The 13892-nt window shown below is 75.2% G+C and carries 13 protein-coding genes; 11 read left to right on the top strand and 2 right to left on the bottom strand.

All coding sequences use genetic code 11. From position 1 onward, the window contains the following. Nucleotides 1–19 precede the first annotated feature (19 nt). From pgeF to ACI782_RS21975, 6 genes are all read left to right on the top strand, one after another. Nucleotides 20–751, top strand: a complete 732-nt coding sequence (gene pgeF / locus ACI782_RS22000) for a peptidoglycan editing factor PgeF (RefSeq protein WP_456912231.1) — start codon at nucleotides 20–22, stop codon at nucleotides 749–751. Between the two features lie 66 nt (nucleotides 752–817). Continuing rightward, complete coding sequence (locus ACI782_RS21995; protein WP_456912230.1) at nucleotides 818–1558, top strand: YggS family pyridoxal phosphate-dependent enzyme; 741 nt, start codon at nucleotides 818–820, stop codon at nucleotides 1556–1558. Between the two features lie 41 nt (nucleotides 1559–1599). After that, entirely contained in the window at nucleotides 1600–2448 is an 849-nt protein-coding gene (locus tag ACI782_RS21990) for a cell division protein SepF (protein WP_456912229.1), read from the top strand. A 54-nt stretch (nucleotides 2449–2502) separates the two neighbouring features. Then, on the top strand, nucleotides 2503–2799 hold the full coding sequence (locus ACI782_RS21985) for a YggT family protein (protein ID WP_456912228.1): 297 nt from the start codon (nucleotides 2503–2505) through the stop codon (nucleotides 2797–2799). A 103-nt stretch (nucleotides 2800–2902) separates the two neighbouring features. Next, the gene (gene wag31 / locus ACI782_RS21980; RefSeq protein WP_456912227.1) at nucleotides 2903–3628 is read left to right on the top strand and encodes a DivIVA-like cell division protein Wag31; all 726 of its coding nucleotides are present in this window, start codon (nucleotides 2903–2905) and stop codon (nucleotides 3626–3628) included. 97 nt (nucleotides 3629–3725) lie between these two features. Continuing rightward, nucleotides 3726–4355: a hypothetical protein gene (locus ACI782_RS21975; protein ID WP_456912226.1), complete on the top strand. Its 630-nt coding sequence runs from the start codon at nucleotides 3726–3728 to the stop codon at nucleotides 4353–4355. A 16-nt stretch (nucleotides 4356–4371) separates the two neighbouring features. Here the strand turns inward: ACI782_RS21975 and ileS are convergent, their stop codons facing one another. Then, complete coding sequence (ileS, locus tag ACI782_RS21970; protein WP_456912225.1) at nucleotides 4372–7536, bottom strand: isoleucine--tRNA ligase; 3165 nt, start codon at nucleotides 7534–7536, stop codon at nucleotides 4372–4374. Between the two features lie 113 nt (nucleotides 7537–7649). Between ileS and ACI782_RS21965 the strand changes: the two genes are divergently transcribed. Further along, nucleotides 7650–9161, top strand: coding sequence for a potassium/proton antiporter (locus tag ACI782_RS21965; protein ID WP_456912224.1), 1512 nt, complete (start codon nucleotides 7650–7652; stop codon nucleotides 9159–9161). 106 nt (nucleotides 9162–9267) lie between these two features. On the opposite strand, the gene mqo is transcribed toward ACI782_RS21965, so the two are convergent. Continuing rightward, complete coding sequence (gene mqo, locus ACI782_RS21960) at nucleotides 9268–10761, bottom strand: malate dehydrogenase (quinone) (protein WP_456912223.1); 1494 nt, start codon at nucleotides 10759–10761, stop codon at nucleotides 9268–9270. A 102-nt stretch (nucleotides 10762–10863) separates the two neighbouring features. On the opposite strand from mqo, the gene lspA reads away from it, so the two are divergent. From lspA to ACI782_RS21940, 4 genes are read left to right on the top strand one after another with little or no spacing between them, the layout of a single operon-like run. Next, nucleotides 10864–11559 (top strand): signal peptidase II, encoded by a 696-nt coding sequence (gene lspA, locus ACI782_RS21955; RefSeq protein ID WP_456912222.1) that lies wholly within the window; start codon nucleotides 10864–10866, stop codon nucleotides 11557–11559. 47 nt (nucleotides 11560–11606) lie between these two features. Beyond that, nucleotides 11607–12554, top strand: coding sequence for an RluA family pseudouridine synthase (locus ACI782_RS21950; protein ID WP_456912221.1), 948 nt, complete (start codon nucleotides 11607–11609; stop codon nucleotides 12552–12554). A gap of 13 nt (nucleotides 12555–12567) precedes the next feature. Then, complete coding sequence (locus ACI782_RS21945; protein WP_456912220.1) at nucleotides 12568–13344, top strand: CPBP family intramembrane glutamic endopeptidase; 777 nt, start codon at nucleotides 12568–12570, stop codon at nucleotides 13342–13344. A gap of 8 nt (nucleotides 13345–13352) precedes the next feature. Beyond that, nucleotides 13353–13766: a GNAT family N-acetyltransferase gene (locus tag ACI782_RS21940; protein WP_456912219.1), complete on the top strand. Its 414-nt coding sequence runs from the start codon at nucleotides 13353–13355 to the stop codon at nucleotides 13764–13766. The last annotated feature ends 126 nt before the right edge of the window (nucleotides 13767–13892 follow it).

Below are 13892 nucleotides of genomic sequence, written 5' to 3'. Positions count from 1 at the left end.
ATCGGCTCTCGACATCCCCATGGAGCAGTCCTCGGCCGCCCCGCAGGCGGTGCGACCCCGTCGGGTCGTCACCGACCGGCGGGGCGGCCGGTCCCGTCCGCCCTACGACTCCTTCAACCTCGGCGGGCACGTCGGGGACGACCCGGCCGACGTCGCGGGAAACCGGGCGCGGCTGGCGCGCGAGCTCGGTGTCGGCGAGGACCGGCTGGTCTGGATGGACCAGGTCCACGGCACCGGCGTCGCCGTGGTCGATGGCCCCGTCGAGGGGCCGCTGCCGGCGACCGACGCCGTGGTCACCGGCACGCCCGGCCTGGTGCTGTGCGTCCTGGTCGCCGACTGCGTGCCGGTGCTGCTGGCCGATCCCGCCGCCGGGGTGGTCGCCGCGGTGCACGCCGGGCGGGAGGGTGTCCGGCGCGGCGTCGTCTCGGCAACCCTGGCCGCCATGGCCCGGCTGGGCAGCCGGCCGGGTGACGTCACCGCGCTGCTCGGCCCCGCGGTCTGCGGAGCCTGCTACGAGGTGCCGCGCGCGATGCAGGCCGAGGTGGCCCGCGTGGCGCCCGCGGCCGCCGTCCGCACCCGCAAGGGGACCCCGGGGCTGGACCTGCGCGCCGGGGTGGCCGAGCTGCTGCGCGGCGCCGGCGCCGGGCAGGTGGTGCACGACCCGCGGTGCACCGTGGAGGACCGCTTCCTCTTCTCCCACCGCCGCGACGGGGTGACCGGGCGGCAGGCCGGGGTGGTCTGGCTCGAGTGAGGTCGCCGTCCTCCCCACCCCGCGCGGCACGGGCCGGGCCGCCCTGCGGGCTGGGAGGATCCGGGCGTGACCACCCCCGCGGACCGGCTCGACACCGTGCGGGCCCGCATCGCGGCCGCGGCCCGCGCCGCGGGCCGCGACCCGACCTCGGTGTCGCTGCTCGCGGTGAGCAAGACCTGGTCCTCGGCCGCCGTCCGCGAGCTGGCCGCCCTCGGGCAGGCCGACTTCGGGGAGAACCGCGCCCAGGAGCTGCTGCCGAAGGCGGCCGAGCTGACCGACCTCCGGCTGCGCTGGCACTTCGTCGGCCAGCTGCAGCGCAACAAGGCCGCCGCGGTGGCCCGCCTCGGCGCCGTCGTCCACTCGGTGGACCGGCCGCCGCTGGCCCGGGCGCTGGCGCGGGCCGGCGCGGAGCTCGGCCGTCCGGTCGAGGTCTTCGTCCAGGTCGACCTCGGCGGCCCCGAGGGTGAGCTGGCCGCGCGGGGCGGCGCCGACCCCGCCGAGGTCCCCGGGCTCGCCGACGCCGTCGCCGCGGAGGAGGGTCTGCGGCTGCGGGGACTCATGGCGGTGGCGCCCCGCGACGTCGACCCCGCCGCGGCCTTCGCCCGGCTGGCGGAGCTGGCCGAGCGGGTGCGCGCCGACCACCCGGGCGCGCGGGAGATCTCGGCCGGGATGACCGCCGACCTGGAGCAGGCCGTCGCGGCCGGGAGCACTCTCGTGCGTGTCGGAACCGCGCTCTTCGGGGAGCGGCCCCTACCCTCCCGGGAGGACGAGTCACACCAGTCACACGGGTCCCACCGGCCCGCGTGACCGACGCGGGCGCCGCTCGCGGAACCGGAGGGGGAGGGCCGATGGCCGGAGCCATGCGGAAGATGGGCATCTACCTCGGGCTCGTCGAGGACGACGACGCCCGCGCGTACGGCCGGTACGACGCCCGGCAGGCCGACCACGCCGACCGGTACGACCGCGTCGACGACCGCCGCTACGGCCGGTACACCACGGACGACCCCTACGAGGACCGCTACGCCGACACCGGCGACCGGTACACCGAGAGCGACTACCGGGCCGACGGCTACCGCGACTCCGACTACCGCCAGCCGGACGTCCGGTCCGCCGGCTACGAGGGTGGCTACGCGGCCGACCGCCAGGCGGACCTGCCCGATCCGGGCCCCGAGCCGGTCGCCCTGCCTCGCCGCACCGGCTCGACGCGCAACCTCGGCCTCGCGCCCGCCGCCACGCCCGGCGCCACCCGCCTCAGCGGGCTCGCCGGCACCGGCGCCGCGGCCACCTCCGGGTCCGGGGCCGCCGGGTCGACCGCATCCGGGTCGACCGCCTCCGGAGCCGCCGGCCTGGCCGCCGCGGCCGCTCCCGAGCCGGCGCCTGCCCCGGCGCCCGCGCCCGCTCCGGTCCCCGCGCCGCAGCCCTACCGGATCACCACGCTGCACCCGAAGACCTACAACGAGGCCCGCCAGATCGGTGAGGCCTTCCGCGACGGCAGCCCGGTCATCATGAACCTCACCGAACTCGACCACGCCGACGCGCGGAGGCTCGTCGACTTCGCTGCGGGACTGATCTTCGGGTTGCGCGGTAGCATCGAGCCCGTCACGAACAAGGTGTTCCTCCTCAGCCCGAGGGACGTCGATGTGACGGCCGAGGACAAGGCGCGGATCCGCGAGGGCGGTTTCCTCTCCGAGTCCTGAGGCCGCCTGGTAGGACTGGACCGGCACGCGAGGTGCCCCGAACGAACGAGGACCGTGGCTCTCTTCTGGCAGATCGTCTCGTCGGTGCTGCTCGTCTTCCTCGTCCTGCTCTTCGCGCGGTTCGTCGTCGACTGGGTGATGGTGCTGGCACGCAGCTGGCGTCCCTCCGGGATCGTCGCCGCCGGGCTCGAGGTCGTGTACGCGACCACCGACCCGCCGCTGAAGGCGATCCGGAAGGTCATCCCGCCCCTGAACCTGGGCACCATCCGGTTGGACCTCGGGTTTATGGTGCTCTTGATTGCCGTGTACATCCTGCGTGGCATCACGACCTCACTCGCCGCCACCGCGTGACCCCTGAACCCGCCGGGGAGGGCGACGCCGGAGGCCGGGTGCGGTCCGCCGTCGCTCGTCCGAGAACGTCCCTGTTCCCGCTGTCCGACCCGAGGTGACCCCGATGCCACTGACGCCTGCCGACGTGCACAACGTCGTCTTCAAGAAGCCGCCGATCGGGAAGCGGGGCTACGACGAGGACGAGGTGGACGCGTTCCTCGACGTGGTCGAGGCCGAGCTGGCGCGGCTGATCGAGGAGAACAACGAGCTCCGTGCGGGCTCGGCCACCGGGCGCACCCCCCGCGTCGAGGCTCCCGAGCCCCCGGCGCCGGCCCCGGCCGTCGCGCCGCCGCCCCCGCCGGTCGCGTCGCGCGAGGACGACAGCGCCCGCGCCTCCCGCATGCTCGCCCTGGCCACCGAGACCGCCGACCGGTACGTCAACGAGGCCAAGGCGCAGGCCGACCAGATGGTCTCCACCGCCAAGAGCAACAGCGACCGGATGGTCACCGACGCGCGGGCCAAGAGCGAGCAGATGGTCAGCGAGGCCAAGATGCGCGCCGACTCCATGATCACCGATGCCCGCACCCGCGCGGACACGATGGAGCGGGAGGCCCGCGCCAAGGCCGCCGCCCTCGAGCAGGACGCCGAGCGTCGGCACACCGAGGTCATGGGCTCGCTCGAGGAGAAGCGCAGCAGCCTGGAGCGCAAGATCGAGGAGCTGCGGACCTTCGAGCGCGAGTACCGCACCCGGCTGCGGTCCTACCTCGAGTCGCACCTGCGTGACCTGGACAGCCGCGGCTCGGCCGAGCCGGCGTCGAACAGCCGCCAGACCCAGCACGCCACCGCCTGACACCGGCCGCACGGGCCCCCGGACGACGTCCGGGGGCCCGTCGTCGTCTCCGGGGGCGGTCGAGCGCACGGCGTCGGTGCCCGGTTACAGTGCGCTCGTGATCTTGGCAGCGGGCCTGCTCGTGCTCATCGGCCTGGGGGCGTTCGTCGGCGGGCTCCTCACCGGTGCCACGGCCCTGTACTGGGGGTGCGTGGCCGCCTGCGCCCTCGCCGCGGTCCTGCTGGTGGTGGCGCGACTCGGGTCGGCCGGGGCGACCGCCCGCCCGCCGGAGCCCCCGCGTCGCCGGGAGGAGCCGGTGCGGCGGGCGCCAGGAGCCCCCGGGACGCCGCCGCGGGGCCGGGCGGCGGTGCGGGTCCCGGCGTCGGACGACGTGCCCGTCGCCGAGCCACCGCTGCCGGAGCCCGAGGACGAGCCGTCGACCGGGGCGCACGCCGCTGTCGCCCGCGGGGCGTCAGCGGCGGTCACCGCGGACGGCGAGCCGGCCGAGGAGGACGTCGAGGTCACGGACCTGCTGCTGGTGGTGGACCTCGGCGACGACGTGCTGGTCGTCGACGAGCACCCGCGCTACCACCTGGCCGGCTGCCCGCACCTCGCGGACCAGCGGGCGGTGCCGCTGCCCATGGTGGAGGCGCGGGAGGACGGCTTCACCCCCTGCGCCACCTGCCGCCCGGTGCACCACCTGGCCGGCACCGAGCGCGTCCGCCGCCGGGCCGCCCGCGGCGGCTGACGGACCCCTCCAGGGCTCAGACCCGCGCGCGGGCGACCCAGAAGCGCGAGCCGGCCGGTCCCTCGACGCCCTCGCCGGGCCCGGACTCCTGCCCGTGCACCCGGACGGCGAGCACCTCGTCGGCCACCTGCGCGGCGTGCTCGGTCAGCGCCTGCGCCATGGCCTCCCCGCCAGCCCCCTCGGCGGTCCACCACAGCTCGATGCGGTCGCTCACGGCCAGGCCGCTGCCCTTGCGGGCCTCCTGCACCAGCCGGACCGCCTCGCGGACCAGGCCCGCCCGCTCCAGCTCCGGGGTGAGCTCCAGGTCCAGCGCCACGGTGAGCCCGCCGCCGCTGGCCACCGTCCAGCCCTCCCGCGGGGTCTCCGTGACGACCAGGTCGCCCTGCTCCAGCGGCACGGGAGCCCCGTCGACCTCGACGCTCGCCGTCCCGGCCCGGTAGGCGGCCACGAGCGCGGGCGCGTCGGCCGCGGCGACCGCCTTGGCGACGGCCTGCACCTGCTTGCCGAGGCGGCGCCCCACCGCACGGAAGTCGATCTTCACACTGACGTCGACCAGGTCGCCCCCGACGGCGGAGAGGTCCATCAGCTCCGCGACGTTGAGCTCGTCGGCCACCTCGGCGACCAGGTCGCGGGGGAGGGCCGACCAGCCCGGCGCGGCGACGACCGCGCGGGCCAGCGGCTGGCGGGTGCGCACCCTGGCCGCCGTCCGGGCCGAGCGGCCCAGCTCGACCAGCCGGCGCACCAGCGCCACCTGCTCGACCAGCCGGTCGTCCCGGGCCGCGGCGTCCACCTGCGGCCAGGGGGCCAGGTGCACCGAGTCGGGGGCGTCGGTCAGGCCCGGCGTGACCGCCCGGGCCCAGACCTCCTCGGTGACGAACGGCGTGAACGGCGCCATGAGCCGGGTCAGGACGTCGAGCACCTCGTGCAGGGTCGCCAGCGCGGCCGGGTCGCCGTCCCAGAACCGGCGGCGCGAGCGGCGCACGTACCAGTTGGAGACGTCGTCGACGAACTCGGCCAGCAGCCGACCGGCGCCCTGGGTGTCGAAGTCCTCCAGCGCCGCCGTCACGCCCTCGGTCACCGCGGCCAGCTCGGCCAGCGCCCAGCGGTCCAGCAGCGGCCGCTCGGCCCGCGGGGGAGCCGGGATGGAGGCCGGGTCCCAGCCGTTGGTCTCGGCGTACAGGGTGAAGAAGCTGGCCGTGTTCCAGTAGGTCAGCAGGACCTTCCGGACCACCTCGGACAGCGTCTCGTGCCCGACCCGCCGGGCCGACCACGGCGAGCCGCCGGCGAGCATGAACCAGCGGACGGCGTCCGCGCCGTGCCGGTCCATGAGCGGGATGGGCTCGAGGATGTTGCCCAGGTGCTTGCTCATCTTCCGGCCGTCCTCGGCCAGGATGTGGCCCAGGCACAGCACGTTCTCGTACGAGCTCCGGTCGAACACCAGGGTGCCCACGGCCATGAGCGAGTAGAACCAGCCGCGGGTCTGGTCGATCGCCTCGCAGATGAACTGCGCCGGGTAGGCCGCCTCGAACTCGGCCTGGTTGCGGTACGGCGCCCCCCACTGGGCGAAGGGCATGGAGCCGGAGTCGTACCAGGCGTCGATGACCTGCGGCACCCGCCGGTAGGTGCCCTCCTCGCCGGGGAGGGTGAAGGTGATCTCGTCGATGAACGGCCGGTGCGGGTCCAGCCCGGACAGGTCACGTCCGGTGAGCTCCGACAGCTGCGCCAGCGACCCGACGACCACCAGGCGGCTCGGGTCGGCGTCGTTGCGCCAGATCGGCAGGGGCGTGCCCCAGTACCGGTCCCGGGACAGCGCCCAGTCGACGTTGTTGCGCAGCCAGTCGCCGTAGCGGCCCCACTGGATGTGCTCGGGGTGCCACGAGGTCTCGTCGTTCTCCGCGAGCAGTCGGTCCTTGACCGCCGAGGTGCGGATGTACCAGGACGGCTGCGTGTAGTACATGAGTGGTGTGTGGCACCGCCAGCAGTGCGGGTAGCTGTGCTCGTAGCGCTGCTCACGCCACAGCACGCCGCGCGCGGCCAGGTCGGCGACCAGCGCGTCGTCGGCGGCCTTGAAGAACCGCCCGCCGACCAGCCGGACGTCGGGCAGGAAGTGCCCGGTGGAGTCGATCGGGTTCACCACCGGCAGCCCGTAGGCCCGGCAGACCGCGAGGTCGTCGGCGCCGAACGCGGGGGACTGGTGGACCAGCCCGGTGCCGTCGTCGGTGGTCACGTAGTCGGTCAGGACGACGAAGTGGGGGTCCTCGCCCTCGGGGAAGTCGACCAGCTCGAACGGCCGCTGGTAGTGCACCCGCTCCCAGTTCCGGCCGGTCGTGCGGGCCAGCACCTCGACGTCGTCGGTGTCGCCGAAGACGGCGCCCAGCAGGGGCTCGGCGACGACCAGGACGTCGTCCCCGCGCCTGGCCACCACGTAGGTGACGTCCGGGTGGACGGCGACCGCGGTGTTGGACGGCAGCGTCCACGGCGTCGTCGTCCAGACCAGCAGGTCGGCCTTCCCGGCCCACTCGCCGCTGGTGACCGGGAGCCGCACGTAGACCGACGGGTCGGTGATCGACTCGTAGCCCTGCGCGACCTCGTGGTCGGACAGCCCGGTGCCGCAGCGCGGGCAGTAGGGGGCGACCCGGTGGTCCTCGACCAGCAGGCCCTTGTCGAAGACCTGCTGGAGCGACCACCAGACGCTCTCGATGTAGGCGGGGTCCATCGTCCAGTAGGCGGTGGACAGGTCGACCCAGTAGCCCATCCGGCGGGTCAGGTCGGAGAAGTCGCTGACGTGCCGCTCCACCGACTCGCGGCAGCGGGCGTTGAACTCGGCGATGCCGTAGCGCTCGATGTCGGGCTTGCCGGCGAAGCCCAGCTCCTGCTCGACGGCGATCTCCACCGGCAGGCCGTGGCAGTCCCAGCCGGCGCGGCGGGGCACGTGCCAGCCCTGCATCGTCTTGAACCGCGGGAACACGTCCTTGAACGCCCGCGCCTCGATGTGGTGCGTGCCGGGGCGGCCGTTCGCGGTGGGCGGGCCCTCGTAGAAGTTCCACTGCGGCCGGCCGGCGGAGGCCTCCAGCGAGCGGGCGAAGACCTTGTCGGCCTCCCAGCGGCCCAGGATCTCCTGCTCCAGGGCGGGCAGGTCGACCTGCGGGGGCAGCGCGCGGAAGGGACCGGGAGAGCTCACGCCCGCCATTGTCCCCGAGCGCGCCAGCGGGCCGGTCGCCACGTCCCGACCGGGTCGTGGAGCGGCCCGGACGCCTGCGTACGGGAGACTGCGGAGGTGGTCAGGGGCGCGCGGTGAACACGACGGTCACCCTCGGCCTCGCGCTCGGCGCCGTCGTCGTCCTCGTGGCCGCCGTCGCGCTGCGCCTGGCCGACCGGCTCGGCCTGCCCAGCCTGCTCCTCTACCTGGCGTTGGGCGTCCTGCTCGGCGAGAGCGGCCTGGGCGTGCAGTTCGAGGACGTGCAGCTCACCCAGACCCTCGGTGTGGCCGCCCTCGTGGTCATCCTCGCCGAGGGTGGCCTGACCACGCGGTGGAACGACGTCCGGCGGGCGATCGGCCCCGGGCTGTCGCTGGCCACGATCGGCGTCCTGGTGAGCGTCGTCGTCACCGCGGCGGTCGCTGTCTGGCTGTTGGACTTCCCCTGGGCCTTCGCCCTGCTGCTGGGAGCCGTGATCAGCAGCACCGACGCCGCGGCGGTCTTCGCCGCGCTGCGCCGGCTGTCCCTCCCGCGCCGGCTGGCCGCCTCCATCGAGGCCGAGAGCGGGCTCAACGACGCCCCCGCCATCCTGCTGGTGACCGCGCTGGCGACCTACCTGACCGGCGACCACAGCGAGTCGTGGTGGCTGATCGGGCTGGAGATCGTCGCCGAGCTCGTCGGCGGCGCCGCGATCGGGATCGCCGTCGGCCTCGGCGGCGCGGAGCTGCTGCGCCGGGTGGCGCTGCCCCTCGCCGGCTTCTACCCGCTGGCCACCCTCGCGCTGTGCGTGCTCGCCTTCGCCCTGGCCGACCTCGCGCACACCTCGGGGTTCGTCGCCGTCTACCTGGCCGGCGTGGCGCTGGGCAACCGCGCGCTGCCCCACCGGTCGGCCAGCATCGGCTTCGCCGAGGGCATGGCCTCCCTCGCCCAGATCGGCCTGTTCGTCCTGCTGGGGCTGCTGGTCTCGCCCGCTCGGCTGGACGAGGCGCTGCTGCCGGCCCTGCTGGTCGGCGGCGCGCTGCTGCTGGTGGCCCGGCCGCTGTCGGTCCTGGCCAGCCTGGTGTGGTTCCGGATGCCGCTGGCCCAGCAGGCGTTCATCTCCTGGGCCGGCCTGCGCGGCGCGGTGCCCATCGTGCTCGCCACCTTCCCGGTGGCCGCGGGCGTCGACGGCGCGCCGCTCATCTTCGACACGGTGTTCGTGCTGGTCGTCGTGTTCACGCTGATCCAGGGCTGGTCGCTGCCCCTGGTGGCCCGCCGGCTCGGGATCGCCGCGCCGGTGACCCCGCGGGACGTCGACGTGGAGTCCGCGCCGCTCGACGAGCTGGACGCCGACCTGCTGCAGCTGACCGTGCCGGCCGGGTCCCGGTTGCACGGCGTCTACCTGCCCGAGCTGCGGCTGCCGGAGGACGCCGCCGTGGTGCTCATCGTGCGCGACGGCCGGCCCTTCGTGCCCGGGCCGACGACCCGACTGGTCCGGGGGGACCAGGCGCTGCTGGTGTCGGCCCGCCGCTCGCGGTCGGAGGCCGAGCGGCGGCTGCGCGCGGTCAGTCGCGCCGGGCGCCTGGCCAGCTGGCGCGGGGAGACCGGCGCCGCCACCGAGGCCGACTGACCCGTCGGCCCACCGGCCGGCACCGCGAGGTCGGTGGCGACCGGCCGCACGACGACCGAGGCCCCCTCGCGGTGTGCGAGGGGGCCTCGGTCGAGGAGAGCGGGCTTCAGCCGTTGAGCTCCAGGGTCTGCATCGTCTCGGCGCGGACCTCGGCGAGCAGCGCCGGGTCCTCGCTCAGCCGGCGGCCGTAGGAGGGGATCGCCTCCTGCAGCAGCGGCCGCCACGCGGGGATCCGCTCGGGGAAGCACCGCTCGAGCACGGTCAGCATCGCCGAGACCGCCGTCGAGGCGCCGGGGGAGGCGCCCAGCAGGCCGGCGATGGTGCCCTCGCCGCCGACGACGAGCTCGGTGCCGAACTGGAGCACGCCGCGGCCGGTCGCCGGGTCCCGCTTGATCACCTGGACGCGCTGGCCGGCGGTGATCATGTCCCAGTCCTGCTGCTCGGCGAGCGGCACGAACCCGGTGAGCGTCGCGTGCCGATCGGCTCGCGACTGCAGCAGCTCGCCGACGAGGTAGCGGGTGAGCGCCAGCTCGGTGCGGGCCACGCCCAGCATCGAGCCCAGGTTGTTCGGCTTGACGCTCAGCGGCAGGTCGAACATCGACCCGGCCTTGAGGAACTTGGGGGAGAAGCCGGCGTAGGGGCCGAACAGCAGCGAGTGGTCGCCGTCGATGAGCCGCAGGTCCAGGTGCGGCACCGACATGGGCGGCGCCCCGACGGCCGCCTGGCCGTAGACCTTGGCCTGGTGGGCCGAGACCAGCTCGGGGGACCGCGTGCGCAGGAACATCCCGCTCACGGGGAAGCCGCCGAAGCCGCGGATCTCCGGGATCCCGGCCTGCTGCAGGAGGGGCAGCGCGCCGCCGCCGGCGCCGACGAACACGAACCGGGTGCGGACGCTGCGCTCCTCGCCGCTGACGGCGTCACGGACGGTGACGGTCCACCGGCCGTCGGTGCGCCGCTCGACGGCGGTCACCCGCTGGCCGGTGTGCACGTGGACCCCGCGGTCCTCGGCCGCGGCGAACAGCAGCCGGGTCAGGGAGCCGAAGTCGACGTCGGTGCCCGCGGCCGAGCGGGTGGCCGCGACCACCTGGTCGGCGGGGCGCCCGGCCATCATCAGCGGCACCCACCGGGCCAGCACCTCGGCGTCGTCGGTGTACTCCATGCCGGCGAACAGCGGCTGCGCGGCCATGGCCCCGTAGCGGGTCCGCATGTACTGCCGGCCGGCCTCGCCGGTGACGAAGCTGATGTGCGGGACCGGGGTGATGAACTCCTTCGGCGACCCGGTCAGCCCCGAGCGCACCAGGTGCGACCAGAACTGCCGCGACACCTGGAACTGCTCGTTGATGGTGACCGCCTTGGTCACGTCCACCGAGCCGTCGGCGCCCGCGGGGGTGTAGTTCAGCTCGCAGAGCGCCGCGTGACCGGTCCCGGCGTTGTTCCACGCGTCAGAGCTCTCGCCGGCCACCGAGGGTCCGGACTCGAAGACGGTGACGCTCCAGTCGGGCGCGACGACGCCGAGCAGCGACGCCAGGGTCGCGCTCATGACGCCGCCGCCCACGAGGACTACGTCGGGGTCGGTGGCTGGGGCGAGATCGGTGGACACGAGGGCCTTCCGTGCTCGGGAGAGGAGCTGTACCTGTCCGGGTAACGGTCGCTAACCGTCCGAACATGTCACTCACCGTGGTGAGTTGGCTCGCACACCGTCATGAGATGGATCACATCCGGTCCCGGTTGCGCCGCTCCGCCGACCGCGGCAGGCACTCCCGGTGCCGCGGCTATCGTCGGTCCGGCCGCGACCGGAACGACCGAGGAGCCCCTGCTGTCCGAACCCAGCGCCCCCCGGGACGACGCCGGCACGCGCCCGCGGCGCCCGTGCACCCGGCTGCTGCTCCTGCTCGCGCTGGGCGTGCTGCTGGCCGACCTGGGCACCAAGCTGCTCGTCGTCGCCACGATCGCGCCGGGGGAGGACCTCCGGCTCCTCGGGGGCGCCGTCTACCTGACGCAGGCCCGGAACACCGGTGCGGCGTTCTCCTTCGCCGAGGGCTTCACCGTGGTCTTCACCCTCGTCGCGGTCGCCGTCGCGGTGGTCATCGTGCGCACCGCGCGCCGGCTGTTCTCCGCCGCCTGGGCGGTGGCCCTCGGGCTGGTGCTCGGCGGCGCGGTGGGCAACCTGGTCGACCGCGTCTTCCGCGACCCGGGCTTCCTGCGTGGCGGGGTCGTCGACTTCATCTCCGTCTTCGCGCCCGACGGCCGGGTGTACCCGATCTTCAACCTGGCCGACTCGGCGATCGTCTGCGGCGGCGTCCTCGGCGCCGTGCTGGCGCTGCGCGGCGTCGAGTTCGACGGCTCCCGGGCGTCGTCCGCGCGCGCGGCGCGCGACGGCGGCCCGGCGAACGGCTGAGTGCCCGCGGTGGCGGCGCGCCGGCCTCGTCGCGCCCCTCTGTCACGATGGACGCCGTGACCAGTCCCGCGGGCCAGCACCGAGCCCTCCCGGTGCCGGACGGGCTGGAGGGCCAGCGCGTCGACCAGGCGCTGTCCCGGCTGTTCGGGCTGTCCCGCAGCGCGGCGGCCGACCTGGCCGACGCCGGCGCGGTCCTCATCGACGGGCGCGCCCGCGGCAAGGGCGACCGGGTCAACGGCGGCAGCTGGCTGGAGGTCGAGCTGCCCCCACCGCCCGGCGAGCCGGTGGCGCCCGAGCCGGTCGCCGGGCTCACCGTGGTCCACGACGACGACGACATCGTGGTCGTGGACAAGCCGGTCGGCGTCGCGGCCCACCCGAGCCCCGGCTGGGAGGGGCCCACCGTCGTCGGTGGCCTGGCCGCGGCCGGCTACCGGATCTCCACCTCCGGGGCGGCCGAACGGCAGGGCGTCGTCCACCGGCTGGACGCCGCGACGACCGGGCTGATGGTCGTGGCCAAGAGCGAGCGGGCCTACAGCCTGCTCAAGGCGGCGTTCAAGGAGCGCACCGTCGAGAAGGGGTACGCCGCCCTGGTGCAGGGGCACCCCGACCCGTCGCGCGGCACGATCGACGCACCCATCGACCGGCACCCGCGGCACGACTGGAAGTTCGCCGTCGTCCAGGGCGGCCGGCCGTCGGTCACCCAATACGAGGTCGTCGAGGCGTTCCCGGCCGCCAGCCTGGTCGACATCCAGCTGGAGACCGGCCGCACGCACCAGATCCGGGTGCACTTCTCCGCCCTGCGCCACCCGTGCGTCGGCGACACGACCTACGGCGCCGACCCCACCCTGGCCGCCCGGCTCGGCGTGGCCCGCCAGTGGCTGCACGCCGTCCGGCTGGGCATCCCGCACCCGGCCGACGGGCGGTGGATGGAGTTCACGAGCCCGTACCCGCCCGACCTGGCCGGCGCGCTGGAGATCCTGCGCGCAGAGGCGTGAGGCCCGGCTCCAGATGGACCTGCCCGGGTCTCTGACCGAGTACGGCTCGGCGACGCTGTCGGCGGTCGTCGTCGCCGGCTACCTGGTGGCCGGCGAACCGGTGGTCGGGCACGTGCTGCACCGGCGGTTCGAGGGACGGCTGCGCACGGACGACGGCGCACGCCGGTCGTTCTACCGGCGCCTGCTGGTCCTCGAGTGGGGGCTGGCGGCCCTCGCCGTCGTCGTGTGGCTGTCCGCCCCCGGCGTGAGCGCCGCCGAGGTGGGCCTGCAGTGGCCGCAGTCGTGGCCCGGGCCGCTCTCGGCGGCCGCCGCCGCCGTGGTGGTCGCCTTCGTCGTCGTGTCCACCCGGGCGCTGCGCTCCGGGGCGCTCGTCGCCGCCGCCGAGGTGCGCCGGCGGCCGGGGGAGGGGCGGCACGCCGAGCCGCAGGTGCACGCCACGCTCGCGCTCCTGCCGCGCACCCGTGCCGAGCGGCGGCTGTTCACCGTCGTGGGCGTCACCGCGGGGGTCTGCGAGGAGTGGCTCTACCGCGGGTTCTTCCTCGCCGTCGCCGCCGCGGTCGCCGGCGGGCTGTCCACCCCGGCGCTGGTCGCCGTCGGTGCCGCCGCCTTCGGCCTGGCGCACGCCTACCAGGGCGTGGCCGGCGTGCTGACCACCGGCGTGCTCGGCGGCGTGCTGGCCGCGCTGTACCTCGACACCGGCTCCCTGCTCGTGCCGGTCGTGCTGCACGTGCTCATCGACCTGCGCTTCCTGCTGGTCCCGGCCAGCGCACTCCCGGCGGGAACGCGATGAGGGGCCAGGTGGCGACCCCGGCGGACTGGCCGGAGGTGGTCGCCCTGCGCACCCGGGTCTTCGTCGAGGAGCAGGGGGTGCCGGCCGAGGTCGAGCAGGACGCCCTCGACGCCACGGCCGTGCACGCCCTCGTCCGGGACGACGGGGGCCGGGTGGTGGCGACCGGGCGGCTGCTGACCCGGGAGGGCCGCGCGGTGATCGGCCGCATGGCGGTCGACGCGTCGGTCCGCGGCCACGGGTACGGCGCCGCCGTCCTGGCCGAGCTGCACCGGCAGGCGGTGCTCCGCGGGCTGCGGGAGGTCGAGCTGCACGCGCAGGTCACCGCCCGCGGGTTCTACGAGCGGGCCGGCTACACCGCGGTCGGTGCGGACTACGAGGAGGCCGGCATCGCGCACGTCACGATGCGGCGTGACCTCGGCTGACGCCCGCACGGGGTGCCCGTGACGGATCGGTCCGCCTGTGGCGAGACACCTTTCTGTCGGTCCCCCGGAGTAGACCTCCGTGGTGCGAGGATCGGGTCATCCCCCGGCCCGCACCTCGGACCACAG

It is taken from the genome of Geodermatophilus sp. SYSU D00703, assembly GCF_054050155.1.
The sequence above is the reverse complement of the archived record's forward strand: the minus strand, read 5'-3'. Positions and strand labels throughout refer to the sequence as shown.

Bases quoted from the DNA above. Each gene is read 5' to 3' on its own strand.
- pgeF (WP_456912231.1), top strand. From the start codon at position 20: ATGGAGCAGTCCTCGGCCGCCCCGCAGGCGGTGCGACCCCGTCGGGTC.
- ACI782_RS21990 (WP_456912229.1), top strand. From the start codon at position 1,600: ATGGCCGGAGCCATGCGGAAGATGGGCATCTACCTCGGGCTCGTCGAG.
- wag31 (WP_456912227.1), top strand. From the start codon at position 2,903: ATGCCACTGACGCCTGCCGACGTGCACAACGTCGTCTTCAAGAAGCCG.
- lspA (WP_456912222.1), top strand. From the start codon at position 10,864: ATGAGATGGATCACATCCGGTCCCGGTTGCGCCGCTCCGCCGACCGCG.
- ACI782_RS21950 (WP_456912221.1), top strand. From the start codon at position 11,607: ATGGACGCCGTGACCAGTCCCGCGGGCCAGCACCGAGCCCTCCCGGTG.
- ACI782_RS21945 (WP_456912220.1), top strand. From the start codon at position 12,568: ATGGACCTGCCCGGGTCTCTGACCGAGTACGGCTCGGCGACGCTGTCG.